Source organism: Sporosarcina sp. Marseille-Q4063, from assembly GCF_018309085.1.
Classification (GTDB): Bacteria; Bacillota; Bacilli; order Bacillales_A; family Planococcaceae; genus Sporosarcina.
On sequence record NZ_CP070502.1, the window covers coordinates 167,491 to 188,633 of the forward strand.

Below are 21,143 nucleotides of genomic sequence, written 5' to 3' on the forward strand. Positions count from 1 at the left end.
GGAGGGCTAATAATGAAAAAATGGTACGCTGTAATTGGCGATCCAATCAGTCAATCGATGTCTCCAAGTATGCATGATGAATGGTTTGAAAATAACGAGCTGCAGGCAACTTACATTCCAGTCCATGTTAAAGAAGAAAACCTTGAGGACGCGGTTCTCAGTTTGAAAACTCTAGGTTGCAGTGGGTGGAATGTGACAGTTCCGCATAAAAGTTCAATTATCCAATATTTGGATGAAATTGACTCATTTGCGCAACAAATGAACGCGGTCAATACGGTAGAAGTGCTTCCAAATGGTTTACTGCGTGGATCAAATACGGATGGACCAGGATTTGTCCGCTCACTTGAAGAGTTATACGAAGTGCGGTGTAAAGAAAGCAAAGTGTTGATAATCGGTGCGGGCGGTGCGGCGCGTGGAATTGGTTATGCCCTTCATAAAGCTGGCTACGGTCCAATTACTTTTACGAATAGAACGTTAGACAAAGCCAGGCAATTATGCACCGAAATACCGGAAGCAAAAGCTCTGACTATAGCGGAAGCCGAACAATCATTGTCAACGTATCGTCTGATTATCCAGACGACTTCAGTCGGTATGAACTTCGCGCAAAAAGGCATGCCATTAAATCCGGAAAATATTGCTGATGGAACTGTCGTTGCCGATATTATTTATAATCCCCTTAAAACTGAATTTCTTATAGAAGCTGAAAAAAGAGGGGCATTTATACTAAATGGCACTGGGATGTTTGTTCATCAAGGCGCGCTTGCATTTGAAAAGTGGACAGGCATTCGTCCGAATACAGAAGAAATGAATGAAAAAATTACAGATACACTTGGAGGTACTTATGTTAACAGGTAAACAGAAACGATTTTTACGTAGTGAAGCAAATCAATTACAACCGCTTTTCCAAATCGGGAAAAACGGTTTAACGCAATCCGTAATCGAGCAGATAGAAGAAGCTTTAGAAGCCAAGGAATTAATCAAAGTTAATATCTTGCAAAATTGTGGGGAAGATAAAAATGAAATTGCACAAACACTTTCAGAACGAGAAGGAATGAATGTTGTTCAAGTGATTGGCAATATTATCGTTTTATATAAAGAATCAATCGAGAAAAAAAGAATCGAACTTCCGTAAGGGGGATTCTACTTGAAACGAATAGGGATTTTAGGGGGTACTTTTAATCCTCCCCATATTGGCCATCTCATTATTGCAAATGAAATTAAATATGCCCTCGACTTAGATGAAGTCCGCTTAATCCCAACAGCTTCGCCGCCACATAAGGCGGCTGACAAGGATGTGATGGCTCATCAACGCCTTCGCATGGTAGAGCTTGCCATAGAGGGTGCTGTGGGCCTCACAGCTTCCTCTATTGAAGTTGATAAAGGGGGAGTATCTTATTCCTATGATACAATTTCTGCATTACATGAGATTGAGCCTGAAGCTGAATTTTTTTTCATTATCGGCGCGGATATGGTTGACTTGCTTCCGACATGGCATAAAATAGATGAACTTGTTCAACTCGTGACCTTTATAGGCGTTAACAGACCTGGATCACTTGGAGAAACGCCGTATCCTGTAAAGTTTATTTCCATTCCAGAAATCGATTTATCGTCAACGGTCCTTCGGGCAAGGTTAGCTGAGGGCGGAACGATAAAGTTCCTAACCCCTTCCAAAGTGGAATCTTTTATACGTCAGGAGGGTTTGTATGGATCTGGTGCGGTTGAAAACTGAACTTTCAAAGCGATTGTCAACTGGTCGGTACAACCATGTTTTACGGGTTACTAGGGCGGCAAAGCGTTTAGCGACGCTTCATGATGTTTCCGAAGATAAAGCGGAACTTGCAGCCTTATTTCATGATATTGCGAAATGCTTGGACCCAACATCGCTTCGTAGTTTGATGGTTGAAAATAAAGTGGATGAACGGTTGTTTTTATTTCACCACGAATTATGGCATGCTTCCGTAGGTGCTATAATTGCGGAAAATGAATTTAATGTAAAAGATAAAGAAGTATTAAATGCAGTCAAATACCATACAACTGGTAGAGCAGGGATGTCCAAATTAGAAAAAGTCATTTATGTCGCAGATATGATAGAACCGGGGCGGAATTTTCCCGGCGTCCCACAATTACGGGAATTAGCAACAGATAATATTGAAGAGGCCATGGGGGCTTGCATACAGCAGTCAGTGCAATTCCTTGTCACAAAAGGAGTCCCAGTTTTTCCGGATTCAATTGACTGTTATAATGAGCACGTTATGAAGAGAGGAATCGTGAACAAATGACTACTACATTGTTAACAACAGCATATAAGGCTGCAGATGATAAAAAAGCATTGGATATTGTCGTATTAAATATGGAAGGTGTTTCAGTTATGGCTGACCAATTTATTATTTGCCATGCGAATTCTGAAAGACAAGTTCAAGCTATCGCGAGAGAAGTTATAGACCAAGCAACAAAAGAAGGTTTTCCAATTAGAAGAATGGAAGGGTTTGAAACTGGGAGATGGGTATTAGCTGATCTTGGCGATGTCGTTGTCCATGTCTTCCACAAAGATGAACGCGACCATTACAATCTAGAAAAACTTTGGGGAGATGCTCCGAAGATTGATATGGCTAATGCTCTATGAATCGTTCTTACGCGGAGTTTGCTTCCGTTTATGATGAACTCATGTCCGAAATCCCATACGATACATACGTGGAATTAATCAATCTTGCCGCTAATGGGATAGCGGGCAAGAAAATTTTAGATGTCGGGTGCGGAACAGGGTTATTATCAGTGAAATTGGCAAAATTAGATGGTCTTGTAACCGGGGTGGATCTTTCGCCCGACATGTTAAGTATAGCAACGAATAGAGCGGAATCACTGAATCTACCGGTAACATTTGTCCAACAACCCATGCAACAACTTACTGGTTTTTCGGATTTCGATGTAGCAATTATTGCAATTGACTCGTTAAATTATGTCGTTGAAGAAGAAGATGTGCTTCAAACATTCCGAAACATTTATAATTCGCTGGCAGTCGACGGGGTACTACTATTCGATGTCCATTCCACATTTAAAATGGACGTAATCTTTATGGAAAGTCCCTTCGTCTATGATGATAAGCGTATTTCGTATATTTGGAATACTGAAGCTGGAGATGAACCTCATTCCGTTTATTCGGAGTTAGCATTTTTCGTTCGAACTGAAAATGATTTGTATACACGATTTGATGAGGTTCATTACCAACGTACTTTTTCTGTTTTGGAATATGTCGCTATGCTGGATGAAGCTGGTTTTTCGATTGAACGGATTTTTTCTGATTGGGAAGACTTGCCCCCGAATTTTGATAGTGAAAGAATATTCTTTCAAGCTCGTAAATAACTCTTTTAAAATGGCGGATTTTCGTATATAGTAGAATTGACTCCATATGGATACCTGCTAGAAAGGGTGAAAGTGCTGTTTCTATCATTTGTATCCGATAATTGGCGCAAGTTTCTATTCCCTATGGCAGCAATCGCTGTGATCGTCGCTTTTTTGCTCATCCCCCATGGGCAAGCAGACAATGGACAACTTGTCTTAAGCGATCAAAATCCTTTAAAAGAAATAAACGAAGAAGCTAGCAAAGAAGTAAATGATACGGAATTATTAGTGCCTGCCGTTATTATGGTGGATGTAAAAGGTGCAGTCCGACATCCGGGTGTCTACACGATGGAAGAAGGAAATCGGATTATTGATGCGATAAATGCGGCAGGCGGTTATTTGCCTGACGCTGATTCACGTTTATTAAATCATGCTATGAAACTAACAGATGAACTACTTGTTTATGTACCTCTTGTAGGTGAAGAACTATTAGAGAGTGAAGTCAGTTTAGTTTTGCAACAAAATCCGCAAGACAAAGACGGTTTGGTAAACATTAATACAGCAGATGAAAGTTTACTGATGACGATTAATGGGATTGGTCTGGCGAAAGCCTCAGCTATTATTAATTACCGAGATGAGCATGGACCATTCAGTTCATTAGAATCAATTATGGATGTTTCAGGAATTGGGCAAAAGACATTTGAAAAACTAGAACATCAAATAAAAGTTGACTGAAAATCAGGAGTTTACTAATACAAATTTCGGAGGCATTCATATGGAGCGAATTACATGGGATCAGTTTTTTATGGCTCAGTGTCACCTTTTAGCATTAAGAAGTACATGCACCAGGCTGGCAGTCGGCGCCATAATTGTTAGAGATAATCGAATAATAGCCGGAGGATATAATGGTTCAATTTCCGGAGGCGATCATTGTATTGATCATGGGTGCTATGTTGTTGAAAATCATTGTATTCGAACCATTCATGCTGAAATGAATGCTCTCTTGCAATGTTCTAAATATGGTATTCCGGCCGCCGATTCAATATTGTATGTCACTCACTTCCCTTGTTTACAATGTTCAAAAGCGATTATTCAGGCCGGTGTAAAAAACGTGTATTATGCAACAGATTATCGAAATCATGAGTATGCGATTAAGTTATTCGAACAGGCAGGTGTTACTGTTCAACATATCCCTTTCGATGAAACAAAAATAGATTTTTCAGGCGACGCCAAATTAAATTTAATTAACGATATGCTAAAATCTTTACATGAACTGGGAGCAGATGAAGAAGACTTGATGCCCTTACTGAAGAGGGTGAATGAACTATTCGGGACTTAATCAATCGAATCCGATTTATTTATGTTGCCATACCGATTGCCGTATCCGCATTTGCGGCGTACGGCACGGTTTATCTTTTGTTAGTTAACGTTGTATTCCTCCCTATCTTTTTTCGCAGAAAAGAAGATTTCCTCACACCTATCCTCGCAGTTCTAGCTGCTTTTTTCTCTTATTTGTATATTTCAGCTACACTGCCTGAAATTATTGAAAGCGGAATCGAAACGGAAACATTGACGTGGTCCGATAATGCAAAAATTGATGGCGGTTCCATAAAAGGTTTTGCTAAAACGAATAATGGAAATTCGATTTATGCGATTTATCGATTTAAGACAGAAGACGAAAAAAATAAATTTAAAGAACTTAACTTGCCATCTGTGCAATTTACATTGTCAGGCGAATATCTAAAAGCCGATATTCCTTCACATGCGTATTCTTTTAGTATGGATAAATATTTAAAAATGTACGGTGCATCTGGAATATTCGAATCGGAAGCCATCTTACAAATTGAAGTTAAGGACACCCTTATTTCTCGTCTATCCGCTCATAGACGGACAGTTAAGCAGCATATTCAAAAGACATTTCCAGAATCGCTGATTACCGAAGCAGAAGCCCTGTTGATTGGCGATCGATCCGGGATGACAAATGATGAAGGAGCCATTTTACGTCGGCTAGGCATTACTCATTTGTTTGCTATTTCCGGTCTTCATGTTGGCTTATTAACTTTTATGTTGCGGGAACTTCTATTGCGCTTAAAAGTACGCAGAGAATCATTGAATTTATTGCTGATATTTTTGCTGCCGATTTATGCAATAATGGCAGGAGGCGCTCCTTCAGTTTGGCGTGCAGTTTCTGTAACTGTTTTTATCTTAATGACAACTTTTGGTCGAGTTAAAGTCAGACTGGATAATGCAATCGCTTTAAGTGCAATTGTTTTTATTTTATATGAACCTTTTGTTCTTTTTCAACCTGGCTTTCAATTATCTTATTTGGCAGCATTTTCACTAGTTTTATCTTCAACGATTCTATCCAAAACGAATTCGGTGATCAAAGTATCATTTTTTGTTACTTTATTTAGCCAATTATCCCTTTACCCTGTTTTGTTGTTTCATTTTCATGAACTATCTTTATCATCATTTATTGTAAACCTTTTTTATGTTCCGCTCTATTCGGTACTTATTTTACCTATTAATATTATTTTGCTTATTATGACTGTGATTTTTCCTGCAATTGCGAGTTTTTTATTTGTTTTTTATGTACCTATCAGGGAGTTTATTCACATATTGACAAATTGGATTGCATCAATTCCATATCAATTATGGACACCGGGAAAGCCGGGTGTAATTGAAAGTGTTTTTGCTGTCGTTGGCGTTCTCCTGTTCTTTCTACGGTATGAAGAAGGCAAAAACTTTTTTCGTTCCTTGGTATTTGTCCTAGTTCCTGCACTTCTAATTCATTTACTGCCTTATTTCGATAGCACGCTGCGTGTAACCTATCTAGATGTCGGGCAAGGGGATAGCGTCGTAATTGAACTGCCATACAGACGCGCTGTTTATGTAATTGATACAGGAGGATCAGTTGCGTTCGGGAAGGCTAACTGGAAAACGCCAGGCAATCAGTTTGAAGTAGGACGCCAAATTGTGGTTCCTTATTTAAGAGGGCGCGGAATTTCGAAAATTGATAAACTGATTATTTCTCATGCGGATGCGGATCATATGGAAGGTGCAGATGAAGTACTTGAAGAAATTGAGGTCGGAGAAATTCATATATCTCCGGGCAGTCTAACTGAACTAGAGATGGAGGATTTATATCATATTGCCGGAAGGAAAAATATACCTTTTATTGAAGTGGAGGAAGGTATTTCATGGACGGACAATCATGCAACTTTTGACTATGTCAATCCGCCGAAAGGTAATTATACTGGAAATAATAGTTCACTCGTTTTATTAATGAGAACTGAGGGTCCGTCGTTTTTATTCACAGGTGATATGGAGGTTGAATCGGAAGAGAAGTTTTTAAGAAGATATAAGACGATTGATTTTGGACAGGTAATATTAAAAGTGGGGCATCATGGTAGTAAAACGTCTAGTTCAGATCAATTTATCGATTATTTACGGCCTGAATTAGCCATCATTTCCTCGGGTCGTAAAAATATGTACGGACATCCCCATTCACAGGTAATCGACACGTTTTCAAAATTTAATATTCCTGTACTGGAAACTGCTAAGAATGGTTCGATTGTTGTTTCGGTGAAAGATGGCCGGTATAGGGTAAATTTATCGACGCAATAAAAAACGGACATGCAAGCATGTCCGTTTTTCGCTCGATCATATTAACTTGCTATAAAGTCAATAATTGTAGCAATAACAAAAATAGCAGAGAAGGCTACAAATGCTACGACAAAGCCAACGGCCGAATCAACGAAATCATTTCGTTTTGACTGTACATCATGTTCAAACTCATTCATTGCTACACCTCCCATATATCATTTATAGTATAATTGATTCCCGGGGAAAAATCTATGTTAATCATCTTTTATCTAACAATCCTTGGGAAATGACACAAATTGTTCAAACAGGTACTTATAATAATGTATACTTATACTACATAGTTACTAGAGGTGAAGATATGGCAAACGCAACTTGGAAAAATATTGCTTCGGGAAAAATTGATCCGGTATATTTACTTATGGGGATTGAACAACATATTTTTGACTCGACAATTGAGCGGTTAACAAAGGCGATACCGGATATGGATGAAAATTCAGTTATCCGATTCGATCTTGAAGAAACAGAAGTGGAAACAGTTATTGAAGAAGCCGATACATTGCCATTTTTACAAGATCATAAATTGATTATCGCAAGCAATGCATCATTTTTAAGCGGACAAGATAAAAAGAGAAATGCGGTTGAGCATAACATAGAATTGCTCGAGAATTGGCTTGACAATCCTTCTCCAACTGCAACTGTCGTTTTTATAGCGCCATTTGAAAATTTAGATGGCCGAAAAAGAATAACGAAAAAAATGAGGAAAACTGCGACAGTAATTGAGGCAAATCGACTGCAGGGAAGAGACTTATTAACTTGGATTCAACACCAAGCTAAGGTGAATGGCGTTCACATTACCGCTGAAACTGCCGGGAGCCTTGTCAATATGTCGGGTGACAGTCTTTTGGCTCTATCGGCCGAGATTAGCAAGATGACGACTTACCTAGGCGGAACAGGTGAAATAACGGATGATCTAATTGAATTGCTAGTTCCAAGAACGCCTGAAATGGATGTTTTCAGATTAACAGATTCATATGTATCAGGAAATATCGGTAAAACCATTTCGATTTACCATGATTTACTTCGTAATGGTGAAGAGCCGATTATGTTAACCTCGTTAATTGCTGGGCATATTCGGTTGATGATACATGTTCAATCATTGCGCAAAAAAGGATACCAACAACAACAAATTGCGAAAACCCTGCAAGTTCATCCTTATCGCGTAAAGCTAATGATGGAAAATAGAAATATACCAAACGAGAATCGGTTGTTATCAATTATCAAAGAACTTGCCGCTATTGATTTCAAGTTGAAATCGACTGGCGGAAGGCGAGAGCGTGTATTGGAACTGTTTTTAATGGATCCTTTACGCGGTTAGGATAAAAATAAGAAAAGACCGTCCATTTTATTGGACGGTCTTTGTATTCCATATGATTATTGTGCTGCTTTTTTTGTAAGACGTGCTTTTTGGCGTGAAGCATTATTTTTATGGATAAGGCCTTTACGTGCAGCAGTGTCCATTAGTTTAATGGCTTTTCTTACAACTTCAGTAGTGTTTTCATCATTGTTTTCAATTGCTAGTTCAGCTTTACGAACAGCAGAACGCATTGTTGCTTTAGCATGTGAATTACGTTCGTTTTTACTTGCGTTTTGTTTTACGCTTTTAATTGCTGATTTAATGTTTGGCAAATCATTCACCTCCAATTTCAGGTAGGGCAAAAGCATTCATTCATAAGATCGAAGCCTCTTCCATAACATCAGTAATTTTAACAAATCGAGCGAAAAATTGCAATGAAAAAATCTGATTGGACTGATTCACTTCTAATAATTCAACAAAAAGAATATTTGCCGCACACTTCGTACAAACTAACACCGAGGTGATTTAATGAGTAATCTTGATTACTATCGAACAGATCTTCTTGTAGAAAATGAAGAAATGGTTCGTCATCAAACGGAATCGGAAAAGAATCGACTTAAAGAAGCTAATGGGATTGATTTTAATGAATCACGACAAGGAAGAATCATTGTAACGGAAGTTAAAGTGGACGACGTGGGTGAAGAACGAATTGGAAAGAAAAAAGGCACGTACGTAACTTTAACTGTACCAACCCTGACTATTCAAGATACGGAAGAGATCAATAATTTATCAAATTTATTAATTGAAAAACTTGATGATATTCTCCAACATGAACCTTCTATCGTTAAAGGAAAGATTTTATTCATCGGATTAGGAAATCGAGATGTGACCCCCGATGCGGTAGGTCCTCTGTTGATAGATAAATTACAGGAAATCGTTCCTGATTATTATTCAGAGGATGGAAGTGAAATCTATGTATATGCACCAGGCGTTACAGTGCAAACAGGTTTAGAAACGGCGGATTTTGTTAAGGCAATCGTAACGGAGGTTAAACCGAGTCTGCTGATTGTCATCGATGCACTTGCAGCTCGCGATTCGTCGCGTCTTTGCAGGACGATACAATTGACCGATACAGGAATTCATCCGGGATCTGGTGTGGGAAATAGTCGTAAGGAACTTTCCAAGGAAACACTTGGCTTGCCGGTTATTGCAATCGGAATCCCGACAGTTGTTGATGGACCCGTGCTTGTAGCAGATGCCATTGATCGTATGTTTGGATATATCGCTTCAAAAATAGAGGAAGAAAACAGCCCATCATCACGATTGTCTGTTACCCCATGGTTACACTCTGGAAATAAAGAAGCGGATCGCTCAACACTGCGACCGATATTTGGCGAGTGGTCAGAATGGTCTCATGAGGATCGTGTGAAGTTATTTGAAGAAGTTTTAACGACCCATGAGTTAAGAACATTTATATCGCCAAAAGAAATTGACTCCTGGGTAACTTTGTACGCTGAAGCTCTAACGGGTTCATTATCTGGTTGGGTTGAACGTATTAAAAAATAGGCATTGATTCGTTTTCCAAAGCATATAGTTGGAGAACGGAGGGATGCAAATTGAAAAAAACATTGAAGATTTGGAGCTCACTTATTCTCTTTTTATTCTTATTCCCGGTAATTATACAGTTCCTCCCTGACGGCGAAACGGCAAATAAGCCGAAGCTTATAAACGAACCTGTTATCGTTTATGCATCCAATGTTTTTGAAGGGAACAAACCGGAAACTGAAACCGTGGAAAAGAAAGCTCTTCTTTATTTTACGCATAACCACGAAGCTTACAAGCCAGTGACTAAGGAGAAAAACGGGAAAATATCTGTATCCCATCAGTCAGAAAATATCGTTAAGTTCGGGGAGAAACTAAAAACACAGCTTGCATTTAATGAAATACAAACTGATATTTTGCCCATTGATAATATGGCGGAAGTAAATAGACGTGGCATGACTTACCATCAAGCATACAAATCAATCCGTCCATATGTCGAAGAGAAAATTAAAGAAGTTGATTATGACATAATAATCGATATGCACCGAGACTCGGTTGATGCAGATAAAACGACTGCGGTTTATAAAGGTGAAAAGTATGCGAAAGTTGCATTCGTAGTCGGGTTGGAGCATCCGAATCATAAACATAATCGTGCATTAGCGCAACAAATAAAAGATGAGATGGAAAAACTGGTTCCCGGAATCACAAGAAGTATTATTCCGAAAGGCGGGGCGGGTGTTGATGGGAAATACAACCAAGATCTTCACCCGTCAATTGTACTTATTGAACTAGGTGGAATCGGAAATAGTGAAGCGGAGTTGAATCGGACAGTAGCTGTTATTGCGTCAGTTATCGCAACGATATTGTCGGACAACAAAAGCCAAGGTTAAATAATATATTACTATATAATGCAACGCCGAATAGACAAGTAAGGTTTTTGACTGCGTCACACGCGTTCAAAACGACTACCGTGTCTGATTGGCGTTTTTTATGTGTTAATTTCAATTGTATAAAAAAATTAACGTCCTAAAATTGAACAAATCGACGTTCACTGGTATAATCCTAATAGCAGAAATAGGAGTGAACTTTATGAATTTAGAACAAAGACTAGCGCGTCAAAAAAACATAAGAAACTTTTCAATCATCGCCCATATTGACCATGGGAAATCAACGCTAGCAGATCGAATATTAGAACAAACAAACACAGTAACCTCAAGAGAGATGAAAACTCAAACATTAGATTCGATGGATCTAGAACGAGAACGTGGTATTACCATTAAATTGAATGCAGTGCAGTTGACCTACTTGGCAAAAGACGGCCAAGAGTATATTTTTCATCTAATTGATACACCTGGGCATGTCGACTTTACATATGAGGTATCCAGAAGCTTGGCGGCATGTGAAGGGGCAATTTTAGTTGTCGATGCTGCACAGGGAATTGAAGCCCAAACATTAGCTAACGTTTATCTAGCATTAGATAATGACTTAGAAATATTACCTGTCATAAACAAAATCGACTTGCCTGCTGCCGATCCAGAACGTGTGAAAAAAGAAGTTGAAGACGTTATCGGACTGGACGCATCAGATGCAGTGTTAGCATCAGCTAAGTCAGGGATTGGTATTGAAGATATATTAGAACAAATTGTAGAAAAAGTACCATCGCCAACAGGAAATCCTGATGCTCCATTAAAAGCACTGATTTTCGACTCTCACTATGATCAATACAGAGGCGTCATTGCATATATTCGAATAATTGATGGGTCGATCAAACCAGGCGAAACTGTTCGAATGATGGCGACTGGAAAAGAATTTGAAGTTCTAGAAACTGGCGTGTTCACACCGCGTGAAACTGCAGTGAATGAATTAAATGTAGGGGATGTAGGGTTCCTCTCTGCATCGATTAAAAATGTCGGAGATACCCAAGTTGGGGATACAATAACAAAAGTTGAGAATCCAGCTTCCGAGGCATTGCCAGGTTATCGACGAATGAATCCCATGGTGTTTTGCGGATTATATCCAATTGACACATCTAAATACAACGACCTCCGAGAGGCTCTTGAAAAACTAGAACTAAACGACTCCGCACTCGAGTACGAACCTGAAACGTCACAAGCACTCGGTTTTGGTTATCGCTGCGGTTTTCTAGGTCTGCTCCATATGGAAATCATTCAAGAGCGTATTGAACGTGAATTTAAAATCGATTTAATCACGACTGCACCGAGCGTAATCTACAATGTCGTTAAAACAGATGGCACCAGTCTGAAAGTAGACAATCCATCAATGATGCCGTCTTCTCAAGTCACTGACTATGTTGAGGAACCGTACGTTAAAGCTTCTATAATGGTTCCTGATGATTATGTAGGTTCGGTAATGGAACTTTGTCAACGCAAAAGAGGAAACTTTATAACAATGGACTATTTAGCATCATCTCGTGTAAATATAATTTATGAACTTCCACTAGCAGAAATTGTTTTTGATTTCTTCGACCAATTAAAATCCAATACAAGAGGGTATGCCTCATTGGATTATGAAATGATCGGTTATAAACAATCGAAACTTGCGAAAATGGATATTTTGCTGAACGGGGAACAAGTTGATGCACTTAGCTTTATCGTTCATAATGATTTTTCATACGAGCGAGGCAAAGCAATTGTTGAAAAACTACGTGAACTTATTCCTAGACAACAATTTGAGGTGCCTGTTCAGGCAGCAATTGGCCAAAAGATTATTGCGCGTTCAACGATAAAATCAATCGGGAAAAACGTTCTTGCCAAATGTTACGGGGGAGACATCTCACGTAAACGAAAACTCCTTGAAAAACAAAAAGAAGGTAAAAAACGTATGAAACAAGTAGGCTCTGTCGAAGTGCCGCAAGAGGCATTTATGGCTGTTCTTCGAATGGACGAAGATTAATTTATTTCCATGGATTGATAACTAAAAAGGGGGCGTCTATGCCTCCTTTTTTCCGTTATGAAAGGAAAGAAGGTTCAAAAATGAAAGGAATATATATTCACATCCCGTTTTGTCATCAAATATGTCATTACTGTGATTTTAATAAAGTGTTTTTCAAAAACCAGCGGGTCGATGAATATATTGAATCGATTGGCATGGAATTTGCCATAATGAAAAGAGAAGGTTTTTCATTTGCTAATATTGAAACCGTATTTCTTGGCGGCGGAACGCCAACTTCATTATCCGAGAAGCAATTGGATCGATTGCTTGCGATAATTAATGAGTACGTCGATGTTTCTTCTCTAAAGGAGTTTTCTACTGAGGCAAATCCCGACGAGTTGACATTTGCCAAACTATTAGTTTTGAAAAATGGAGGAGTTAATCGTTTAAGTATAGGCGTCCAATCATTTGATGAGGATTTATTGAAAACCATCGGTAGAACGCATGGTCCACATGATGCAATCCGTGTGATTGATGAAGCTCGGAAAGCTAATTTCACAAATATCAGTATTGATCTCATCTACGGCTTGCCAAACCAAACACGAGCACAGTGGGAAGACACATTGGAAAAAGCTACAGATTTAGAACTTCCGCATTACTCGGGCTACTCATTGATCGTTGAGCCTAAAACCGTATTTTATAACTTGATGAACAAAGGGAAACTGCCTTTGCCAGGTGAAGACATGGAAACAGAAATGTTTGAAATGCTAATCGAACATATGGAAAACAAAGGTCGCATGAGATATGAGATTAGCAATTTTGCCATTTCTGGATATGAATCAGCACATAATCTGTTGTATTGGGACAATGAAACATATGCGGGAATTGGTGCTGGAGCACATGGGTACGTTTCAGGGAGCCGATATTCCAACATTGGTCCGATTAAACGATATATGGAGCAAGTGGGTAATGGTATACGCCCAATTCAACATTCGCATATTGTTACACCCGTAGAAGCTATGGAAGAAGAAATGTTCCTCGGTTTACGAAAAACTGCTGGTATTTCGACTACGTTATTTCATGAGAAATTTGGACAATCTCTAATCAGTGTATACGGAGAAACAATTCAATCTCTGATTAATAAGGGATTACTCGAGGAAAATGATGATAGGGTCCAACTCACTCGAAAAGGAGTTTTCAGGGGGAACGAAGTATTTCAACAATTTTTAACGTAAGTCCGAGTGAATTCGTTGACAGCAACAATCCCATTTGTTAAATTATGAGTAGTATTAGCACTCTCTCTTAAAGAGTGCTAACAGGAGTGATGATCATGTTGACAAACAGACAGTTACTCATTTTACGACTGACGGTCGACGACTTCATTAAATCCGCACAGCCTGTCGGGTCCCGACAACTTTCAAAGAAACCTGAAGCGCCTTTTAGTTCAGCTACAATTCGTAATGATATGGCTGATCTCGAAGAAATGGGGTATCTTGAAAAAACACATACATCCTCAGGCCGCGTTCCATCTGAAAAAGGATATCGATTTTATGTCGACCATCTTTTAAAAGAGGAAAAATTGAACCTGGAAGATAGCCATCAACTGCGTTCTATTTTTCAAGAGAAAATAATGGAAACAGAAGAATTGATACGGAAATCAGCAACAATTCTTTCTGATTTAACGAACTATACTTCAATATTACTCGGCCCAGATTCGTCAATGCATGTCGTAAAGCGCTTTTCGATTGTGCCGCTTGACAAAGATACTGCAGTCGCTATTATTGTGACTGATAATGGTCATGTTGAAAATCGTTTATTTAATGTCCCAAAAGGCTATACAGCTTCTGATATTGAAAAGATGGTCAACATATTGAATGAACGTTTAATCGGTACACCGCTTATTCATCTTCAAAAAACGCTTGTTCAAGAAACGAAAATGATTCTTGAACGCCATATTGATAAAGCGGGAGAATTGTACGCTTCGTTTCAAGAAGCTATTGCAATTGCACCTGAAGAACGCTTGTATTTCGGCGGGAAAATGAATATGATGACTCAGCCTGAATTTAATGATGTCCATAAAATGAAGATGTTTTTGGATCTTATTGAAAAGGGAGCACCAAGAGCGACATTTTTTAATGATGTTCGAACAGGGATTGCCGTCAGAATTGGTTCGGAAAATAACCATTATGCGATGGAAGATTTCAGTGTGATTACGGCAACATATTCAGCGGGCGAAATAATGAAGGGATCAATCGCAATCGTTGGTCCGACTCGTATGGATTATGGACGAGTGATTACACTGCTTGATCTGCTGAGTAGTGATTTATCGCGAGAATTAGCGAGATTAACAATCGGCGGTGGGACAGCAGAGCAGGGAGGGAAAAGCAATAATGAAAAAGAATGAAGAAGAAATTGAAGATGTTCTCGTTGAAGAACAAGAAACGATTGAAGACAATGAAAAAGAAGTTGAATTGACCGATGCAATCGAAGAGGTTGAGACACCGGAAGATGAACAAGACGAAGTTGAACAATTAAAAGAACAAATCGAAGAGGAAAAGAATAAATACCTTCGATTACTAGCTGATTACGACAACTTTAGACGTAGAGCAACATTAGACAAAGAAGCTTTGCAAAAATATCAATCACAAAAAGTCTTGACTAATCTAATACCCGTCCTAGACAATTTCTCGCGTGCGATCGCAGTAGAAGCTAAATCAGATGAAGCGCGCACGATGATGGAAGGAATGGATATGATTTACAGGTCGCTCGTTGATGCTTTGAAATCAGAAGGTTTGATTGAAATCGAGGCGCTTGACCAGGAATTTGATCCGAACTATCATCAAGCGATTATGACAGGCAATGAAGAAGATAAACCGTCGGGCGTCGTTCTTGAGGAAATGCAAAAAGGCTATATACTAAAAGATCGAGTGCTTAGACCTTCAATGGTTAAAGTTAATGAATAACTAACTATAAATACTATGTGATTATTTTAGGAGGAAATTGATTATGAGTAAAATTATCGGTATTGACTTAGGAACAACAAACTCAGTAGTAGCAGTATATGAAGGCGGAGAGCCAAAGGTAATTCCAAATCCGGAAGGTAACCGCACGACTCCGTCAGTTGTTTCATTTAAAAATGGCGAAAGACAAGTCGGGGAAGTTGCAAAGCGTCAAGCAATCACAAATCCTAATACAATCATGTCTGTAAAACGTCATATGGGGTCGGATTACAAAGTTAAAGCTGAGGATACTGAATATACGCCGCAAGAAGTTTCAGCTATGATTCTTCAATACATGAAAGGCTATGCAGAAGAATATCTTGGCGAAAAAGTAACGAAAGCCGTTATTACAGTTCCAGCATACTTTAGTGATGCACAACGACAAGCTACACAAGATGCAGGTAAAATTGCTGGTCTAGAAGTCGAACGTATCATTAACGAGCCAACTGCAGCAGCACTTGCTTACGGACTAGACAAAACTGAGGAAGACCAAACAATTCTTGTTTATGACCTCGGCGGTGGAACATTTGATGTTTCCATTCTTGAGCTTGGAGACGGTGTATTCCAGGTATTGTCAACAGCGGGAGATAATAAACTTGGCGGGGACGATTTTGACGATGTAATCATCGATTATCTTGTTCAAGAATTCCGTAAAGAAAATGGAATCGATCTATCCCAAGATAAAATGGCTATGCAACGTTTGAAAGACGGCGCTGAAAAAGCGAAGAAAGATCTTTCAGGTGTAACATCTGCTCAGATTTCATTGCCATTTATTACTGCCGGAGAAGCTGGTCCATTACACTTAGAGGTTACGCTATCTCGCGCGAAATTTGATGAGCTAACAAGTCATTTAGTCGAGCGTTCCATGGTTCCGACGCGTCAAGCAATGAAAGACGCAGGTCTAACTGCATCTGAAATCGACCGTGTAATTCTTGTAGGTGGATCAACTCGTATTCCAGCAGTGCAAGAAGCGATTCAAAAAGAAACAGGGAAAGAAGCATATAGAGGTGTTAACCCGGACGAAGTTGTCGCAATGGGTGCGGCGGTTCAAGGTTCCATCTTAAGCGGTGACGTAACAGACGTTGTTTTACTAGACGTAACACCACTTTCACTTGGTATTGAAACAATGGGCAACGTGTTCACGAAGTTGATCGAGCGAAACACGACGATTCCAACAAGTAAATCTGAAGTATTTTCGACTGCAGCAGATAACCAACCAGCTGTTGACATTCATGTACTTCAAGGTGAGCGTGCAATGGCCGCGGACAACAAAACACTTGGCCGTTTCCAATTGACGGACATTCCACCAGCACAACGCGGAGTTCCACAAATTGAAGTTACTTTTGATATCGATAAAAACGGTATTGTTAACGTTAAAGCGAAAGATCTCGGTACTCAAAAAGAACAAAACATTACGATTCAAGCGAGCTCTTCACTTTCAGACGAAGATATCGAGCGCATGGTGAAAGAAGCAGAAGAAAATGCGGAAGCAGATAAAAAGCGTAAAGAAGAAGCTGACTTAAGAAACGAAGCAGATCAACTGATTTTCCAAGCTGAGAAAACTGTGAAAGATCTTGGAGATAAAGTTTCTGAAGAAGAAACTAAAGAAATCGAAGATGCTTCTGCAGAATTGAAATCAGCATTGGAAGAAAACAACTTTGAAGATGTAAGCACTAAGAAAACAGCACTAGAAGAAATCGTTCAAAAACTAACAATGAAACTATATGAACAAGCAGCAGCGGAAGCGGAAGCAGCCGAGGGTGCTGAAGGTGCAGGAGAAGCAGAAGACGATGTCGTTGATGCGGATTTCGAAGAAGTAGAAGAAGACGAGAAAAAATAATAAATAATTAGTTGACGGAAAAGTCAAAGTCCGATATTCCGGCTTTGACTTTTTCATTTTTTATCGAGTAATTGTACTGAAAAATTCATGATAGTGTGAGTCTACGTATAAATTAAAAGCATGTTACAATAAATAATAGCAGGTAGGCAAATGTTTTTGGGAGAGTGAAATGATGAGTAAGAGAGATTATTATGATGTGCTCGGTGTTTCAAAATCAGCGACAAAGGATGAAATTAGACGAGCTTATAGAACATTATCAAAAAAATATCACCCAGATCTTAATAAAGCAGCGGATGCGGAAGAAAAGTTCAAAGAAGCGACAGAAGCGTATGAAATTTTAAGTGACGATACGAAAAAAGCGAATTATGATCAATTTGGTCATGCGGGTCCAAATCAAGGATTCGGTGGCGGTGGATTTGGCGGTGACGGTTTTGGATTTGAAGATATATTCAGTTCGTTTTTCGGAGGCAATACACGTCGACGCGATCCAAATGCACCAAGAAAAGGTAATGACTTACAATACACGATGACCATTGACTTCATGGATGCTGTATTCGGTAAGGAAACTGAAATTGAAATACCAAAGGAAGAAACTTGCGGAACTTGTGATGGCTCAGGAGCCAAAAAAGGTACTTCTGCAAAAACATGTACGCATTGTAGCGGAACTGGTGAAATTAGTATAACCCAAGACACACCTCTTGGCAGAATGGTTAATCGCAGGGCTTGTCATCACTGCGAAGGAACAGGAAAAATCATTCCAGAGAAATGTTCAACATGTCGTGGTTCGGGTACAGTTAAGAAAATGAAGAAGATAAAAGTTTCTATTCCTGAAGGTGTTGATGACGGTCAACAATTACGTGTTTCAGGGCAAGGTGAACCAGGTCAGAACGGTGGATCAACGGGTGATTTATATATTGTTTTCCGTGTGAAAGCGCATGAGAAATTTATTCGCGATGAAGATGATATTTATTTAGAGCTAGGGTTATCATACCCACAAGCCGCTCTTGGTGATGAAATTCAAGTGCCGACTGTTCAAGGCGATGTCAATTTGAAAATTCCGGCCGGAACACAAACAGGTACACGGTTTAGGTTAAGAGGCAAAGGCGTGAAAAATGTTCATGGCCGCGGGATTGGTGATCAACATGTTGTTGTAAAAGTTGTCACTCCTAAAAAAATGACGGAAAAGCAAAAAGAATTAATGCGTCAATTTGCAGCAATTAGCGGCAATAGCCCAGAAGAATATTCTAGTTCACTCTTTGATAAAATCAAGCGTACAATTAAAGGCGAATGAAGGAGATGAAACAATTTGAAATGGTCAGAAATAGCTGTTCATACAACACATGAAGCAACGGAATCTGTGGCGAATATTCTGCATGAAGCTGGGGCAAGCGGAGTAATTATCGAGGATTCGGAAGAACCGGATCGAATTCGAGAAGATCAATTCGGTGAAATCTATGAACTTGATAAAAAGGATTACCCTGCGGACGGCGTAATTGTAAAAGCGTACTTACCTGTTAATAGTTTTTTAATCGAGACGATGAGCGAAATTGAACAATCTATTGCAGAACTTCCAGATTATGGGCTCAACGTCGGTCGTAATGAAATTAAAACATCTGAAGTTGACGATGAAGATTGGGCGACAGCATGGAAAAAATATTATCATCCTGTAAAAGTTTCTGGCCGTTTTACAATTGTTCCAACTTGGGAAGAATATAATCCGGTGGCCTCTGATGAATTAATAATCGAGCTTGATCCTGGTATGGCATTTGGAACAGGGACGCACCCTACAACCGTTTTGTGTATACAAGCATTAGAAAAATATATCAAAACAGAGGATATTGTTATAGATGTCGGGACTGGGTCTGGCGTACTGTCAATCGCTGCCGCGATGCTTGGAGCAAAAAAGGTTGAAGCGCTCGATTTAGATTATGTGGCAGTCACAGCTGCAAAAGAAAACGTCGAATTGAACAAGGTTGAGACAATAGTTGAAGTAACACACGGTAATCTTTTGGAAAAAGTCGACAGTAAACCTAATGTTATCGTCGCAAATATTTTGGCGGATGTCATCATGTCTTTTTCAGCGGATGCTGCTTCCATTTTGCCAGAAGGCGGTCTCTTTATTGCTTCGGGTATTATTGGAGAAAAACGAGATGAAGTAAAAAATGATTTACTCAACAAAGGTTTTGAAATTATAGAATCAGTCCTAATGGAAGACTGGGTCGCAATTATTGCCAAGAAAAAGGGTGTGTAACAAAATTGCAACGCTATTTTCTTGATGAACCATTTGATGAGAGCGGTAAAGCGGAAATCACCGGAGACGATCGCAAGCATATCGTTCATGTCATGCGTATGGGCGTTAACGATAAACTTATCGCGGTTTCGGCTGGTGAAGCCTATCCTGCTTTAGTTACTAATATAGGTACAGATTATGTTGTTATTCAAAAGCACGGTTTGGAACTTCCCAAAAATGAGTTGCCAGTAACAATTACAATTGCCTGCGGGTTAGCCAAAGGTGATAAACATGATTTAATCGTTCAAAAAGGAACAGAGTTAGGTTTATTTGCAATGATTCCTTTTAAAGCAGAACGATCTATAGTAAAATGGGATGATAAAAAAGGCGGTAAGAAAATCGAGCGCCTGCAAAAAATTGCAAAACAAGCAGCGGAACAATGTCATCGAACCATCATCCCGAAAATTGAAAATCCGCAAACAATGCGCCAACTTATAGCAAGCTCGGACGATTATGATGTGCTTTTATTCGCGGATGAAGAGGATGCCAAAGGTGCAGATCCACATCGAACCCGTGACCGAGTCAAAGGGATAACTGATAACCAGAAAGTACTAATTGTCTTTGGACCAGAAGGCGGAATTTCTAGAAACGAAGCGGAAGAATTAATGGCAGCGGGTTTTCTTCCAGTCGCACTTGGCCCCCGTATTTTACGTACTGAAACTGCGCCATTGTATTTTTTATCGGCTATTTCTTATGAATTTGAATGAAAGAGGTGGGCTACCTTGTCAACAGTTGCTTTTCATACTTTAGGATGTGCGGTAGTAAACTTAAATATGATTGCGTCTGAAACCTGTAGCGACAAGGATTAAAGCGCCTGGCAAAAATCACTTAAAATTAACATTTTAAGTGGTTTTTTCATTGTAATGATAAAGCGTCATTGTAGATTGACCTGTTTTCACGACAAGCCTACGCTCGATTAATTCGGTCATTAGTATTATAAACGTAAACGTCAAATAGCCGCCACCTTACTACAGATAGGGGCTTGTTGTATCATTTTGATAACTTATTAAAGACGATACACGTAATAGGTAATGTTGTTGACCAATGCATCAATTTTGTCTGAGGCATTTACGTCTGTTCGATACACATTGGAAAGCGTATTAACTGGTGGGGGAACGGATGCAATCTATTTTCCTTCGCAGTCTCCAAGATAGTGTAGATAAAATTGAACGGTAACTATTCTCTGAATATCATTCTAGACGGTTATGGTCATGACACTAAAGAAGTAGAACTTCTTGTCAAGGATGATTCTATAGTGCAGAAATTTTGAAGCAACCATAC

General features: G+C 39.2%; 22 protein-coding genes. 20 read left to right on the forward strand and 2 right to left on the reverse strand.

Annotation, left to right across the window (positions count from 1 at the left end; all coding sequences use genetic code 11):
- Positions 1-12 precede the first annotated feature (12 nt).
- From aroE to JSQ81_RS00915, 9 genes are all read left to right on the forward strand, one after another.
- Positions 13-855: a shikimate dehydrogenase gene (gene aroE, locus JSQ81_RS00875; RefSeq protein WP_212605875.1), complete on the forward strand. Its 843-nt coding sequence runs from the start codon at positions 13-15 to the stop codon at positions 853-855.
- A complete protein-coding gene (yhbY, locus tag JSQ81_RS00880; protein ID WP_212605876.1) occupies positions 842-1,132 on the forward strand; it encodes a ribosome assembly RNA-binding protein YhbY in 291 nt (96 codons plus the stop codon). The genes aroE and yhbY overlap by 14 nt, the downstream gene beginning before the upstream one ends.
- A gap of 12 nt (positions 1,133-1,144) precedes the next feature.
- The gene (locus JSQ81_RS00885; RefSeq protein WP_212605877.1) at positions 1,145-1,729 is read left to right on the forward strand and encodes a nicotinate-nucleotide adenylyltransferase; all 585 of its coding nucleotides are present in this window, start codon (positions 1,145-1,147) and stop codon (positions 1,727-1,729) included.
- Positions 1,704-2,279, forward strand: a complete 576-nt coding sequence (gene yqeK / locus JSQ81_RS00890; RefSeq protein WP_212605878.1) for a bis(5'-nucleosyl)-tetraphosphatase (symmetrical) YqeK — start codon at positions 1,704-1,706, stop codon at positions 2,277-2,279. Before JSQ81_RS00885 ends, yqeK begins: the two co-directional genes overlap by 26 nt.
- Positions 2,276-2,623, forward strand: coding sequence for a ribosome silencing factor (rsfS, locus tag JSQ81_RS00895; protein ID WP_212605879.1), 348 nt, complete (start codon positions 2,276-2,278; stop codon positions 2,621-2,623). Before yqeK ends, rsfS begins: the two co-directional genes overlap by 4 nt.
- Entirely contained in the window at positions 2,620-3,360 is a 741-nt protein-coding gene (locus tag JSQ81_RS00900; RefSeq protein WP_212605880.1) for a class I SAM-dependent DNA methyltransferase, read from the forward strand. Before rsfS ends, JSQ81_RS00900 begins: the two co-directional genes overlap by 4 nt.
- A gap of 72 nt (positions 3,361-3,432) precedes the next feature.
- Complete coding sequence (locus JSQ81_RS00905; RefSeq protein WP_212605881.1) at positions 3,433-4,074, forward strand: helix-hairpin-helix domain-containing protein; 642 nt, start codon at positions 3,433-3,435, stop codon at positions 4,072-4,074.
- Between the two features lie 40 nt (positions 4,075-4,114).
- Complete coding sequence (locus tag JSQ81_RS00910; RefSeq protein ID WP_212605882.1) at positions 4,115-4,678, forward strand: ComE operon protein 2; 564 nt, start codon at positions 4,115-4,117, stop codon at positions 4,676-4,678.
- Between the two features lie 77 nt (positions 4,679-4,755).
- Positions 4,756-6,966: a DNA internalization-related competence protein ComEC/Rec2 gene (locus tag JSQ81_RS00915; protein ID WP_212605883.1), complete on the forward strand. Its 2,211-nt coding sequence runs from the start codon at positions 4,756-4,758 to the stop codon at positions 6,964-6,966.
- A gap of 41 nt (positions 6,967-7,007) precedes the next feature.
- Here JSQ81_RS00915 and JSQ81_RS00920 read toward each other — a convergent pair whose 3' ends face one another.
- A complete protein-coding gene (locus tag JSQ81_RS00920) occupies positions 7,008-7,142 on the reverse strand; it encodes a YqzM family protein (RefSeq protein ID WP_212605884.1) in 135 nt (44 codons plus the stop codon).
- Between the two features lie 161 nt (positions 7,143-7,303).
- On the opposite strand from JSQ81_RS00920, the gene holA reads away from it, so the two are divergent.
- Complete coding sequence (holA, locus tag JSQ81_RS00925) at positions 7,304-8,320, forward strand: DNA polymerase III subunit delta (protein ID WP_212605885.1); 1,017 nt, start codon at positions 7,304-7,306, stop codon at positions 8,318-8,320.
- A gap of 56 nt (positions 8,321-8,376) precedes the next feature.
- Here holA and rpsT read toward each other — a convergent pair whose 3' ends face one another.
- Positions 8,377-8,631: a 30S ribosomal protein S20 gene (rpsT, locus tag JSQ81_RS00930; RefSeq protein ID WP_212605886.1), complete on the reverse strand. Its 255-nt coding sequence runs from the start codon at positions 8,629-8,631 to the stop codon at positions 8,377-8,379.
- 196 nt (positions 8,632-8,827) lie between these two features.
- On the opposite strand from rpsT, the gene gpr reads away from it, so the two are divergent.
- The 10 genes from gpr to JSQ81_RS00980 all read left to right on the forward strand — a co-directional run bounded on the left by gpr (position 8,828) and on the right by JSQ81_RS00980 (position 20,569).
- A complete protein-coding gene (gene gpr, locus JSQ81_RS00935) occupies positions 8,828-9,865 on the forward strand; it encodes a GPR endopeptidase (protein ID WP_212605887.1) in 1,038 nt (345 codons plus the stop codon).
- Between the two features lie 50 nt (positions 9,866-9,915).
- Entirely contained in the window at positions 9,916-10,731 is an 816-nt protein-coding gene (gene spoIIP, locus JSQ81_RS00940; protein ID WP_212605888.1) for a stage II sporulation protein P, read from the forward strand.
- A 199-nt stretch (positions 10,732-10,930) separates the two neighbouring features.
- Positions 10,931-12,754 (forward strand): translation elongation factor 4, encoded by a 1,824-nt coding sequence (gene lepA / locus JSQ81_RS00945; protein ID WP_212605889.1) that lies wholly within the window; start codon positions 10,931-10,933, stop codon positions 12,752-12,754.
- A gap of 80 nt (positions 12,755-12,834) precedes the next feature.
- Positions 12,835-13,968: a radical SAM family heme chaperone HemW gene (gene hemW, locus JSQ81_RS00950; protein WP_212605890.1), complete on the forward strand. Its 1,134-nt coding sequence runs from the start codon at positions 12,835-12,837 to the stop codon at positions 13,966-13,968.
- A 95-nt stretch (positions 13,969-14,063) separates the two neighbouring features.
- A complete protein-coding gene (gene hrcA / locus JSQ81_RS00955) occupies positions 14,064-15,137 on the forward strand; it encodes a heat-inducible transcriptional repressor HrcA (protein WP_212605891.1) in 1,074 nt (357 codons plus the stop codon).
- Positions 15,124-15,696 carry a nucleotide exchange factor GrpE gene (grpE, locus tag JSQ81_RS00960; RefSeq protein ID WP_212605892.1) on the forward strand — a complete coding sequence of 191 codons (573 nt, stop codon included), beginning with the start codon at positions 15,124-15,126 and terminating at the stop codon, positions 15,694-15,696. The genes hrcA and grpE overlap by 14 nt, the downstream gene beginning before the upstream one ends.
- 43 nt (positions 15,697-15,739) lie before the next feature.
- Positions 15,740-17,572: a molecular chaperone DnaK gene (dnaK, locus tag JSQ81_RS00965; RefSeq protein ID WP_212605893.1), complete on the forward strand. Its 1,833-nt coding sequence runs from the start codon at positions 15,740-15,742 to the stop codon at positions 17,570-17,572.
- Between the two features lie 172 nt (positions 17,573-17,744).
- Positions 17,745-18,863: a molecular chaperone DnaJ gene (gene dnaJ, locus JSQ81_RS00970; RefSeq protein WP_212605894.1), complete on the forward strand. Its 1,119-nt coding sequence runs from the start codon at positions 17,745-17,747 to the stop codon at positions 18,861-18,863.
- Positions 18,864-18,878: 15 nt separating this feature from the next.
- The gene (prmA, locus tag JSQ81_RS00975; RefSeq protein ID WP_212605895.1) at positions 18,879-19,823 is read left to right on the forward strand and encodes a 50S ribosomal protein L11 methyltransferase; all 945 of its coding nucleotides are present in this window, start codon (positions 18,879-18,881) and stop codon (positions 19,821-19,823) included.
- Positions 19,824-19,828: 5 nt separating this feature from the next.
- A complete protein-coding gene (locus tag JSQ81_RS00980; protein WP_212605896.1) occupies positions 19,829-20,569 on the forward strand; it encodes a 16S rRNA (uracil(1498)-N(3))-methyltransferase in 741 nt (246 codons plus the stop codon).
- Positions 20,570-21,143 lie beyond the last annotated feature (574 nt).

Excerpts from the sequence above, each read along its gene's own strand:
- yqeK (WP_212605878.1), top strand. The coding sequence starts at position 1,704 with ATGGATCTGGTGCGGTTGAAAACTGAACTTTCAAAGCGATTGTCAACT.
- yhbY (WP_212605876.1), top strand. The coding sequence starts at position 842 with ATGTTAACAGGTAAACAGAAACGATTTTTACGTAGTGAAGCAAATCAA.
- hemW (WP_212605890.1), top strand. The coding sequence starts at position 12,835 with ATGAAAGGAATATATATTCACATCCCGTTTTGTCATCAAATATGTCAT.
- JSQ81_RS00900 (WP_212605880.1), top strand. The coding sequence starts at position 2,620 with ATGAATCGTTCTTACGCGGAGTTTGCTTCCGTTTATGATGAACTCATG.
- JSQ81_RS00920 (WP_212605884.1), bottom strand. The coding sequence starts at position 7,142 with ATGAATGAGTTTGAACATGATGTACAGTCAAAACGAAATGATTTCGTT.
- gpr (WP_212605887.1), top strand. The coding sequence starts at position 8,828 with ATGAGTAATCTTGATTACTATCGAACAGATCTTCTTGTAGAAAATGAA.
- rsfS (WP_212605879.1), top strand. The coding sequence starts at position 2,276 with ATGACTACTACATTGTTAACAACAGCATATAAGGCTGCAGATGATAAA.
- hrcA (WP_212605891.1), top strand. The coding sequence starts at position 14,064 with ATGTTGACAAACAGACAGTTACTCATTTTACGACTGACGGTCGACGAC.
- grpE (WP_212605892.1), top strand. The coding sequence starts at position 15,124 with ATGAAAAAGAATGAAGAAGAAATTGAAGATGTTCTCGTTGAAGAACAA.
- lepA (WP_212605889.1), top strand. The coding sequence starts at position 10,931 with ATGAATTTAGAACAAAGACTAGCGCGTCAAAAAAACATAAGAAACTTT.
- holA (WP_212605885.1), top strand. The coding sequence starts at position 7,304 with ATGGCAAACGCAACTTGGAAAAATATTGCTTCGGGAAAAATTGATCCG.
- aroE (WP_212605875.1), top strand. The coding sequence starts at position 13 with ATGAAAAAATGGTACGCTGTAATTGGCGATCCAATCAGTCAATCGATG.
- dnaK (WP_212605893.1), top strand. The coding sequence starts at position 15,740 with ATGAGTAAAATTATCGGTATTGACTTAGGAACAACAAACTCAGTAGTA.
- JSQ81_RS00910 (WP_212605882.1), top strand. The coding sequence starts at position 4,115 with ATGGAGCGAATTACATGGGATCAGTTTTTTATGGCTCAGTGTCACCTT.
- dnaJ (WP_212605894.1), top strand. The coding sequence starts at position 17,745 with ATGAGTAAGAGAGATTATTATGATGTGCTCGGTGTTTCAAAATCAGCG.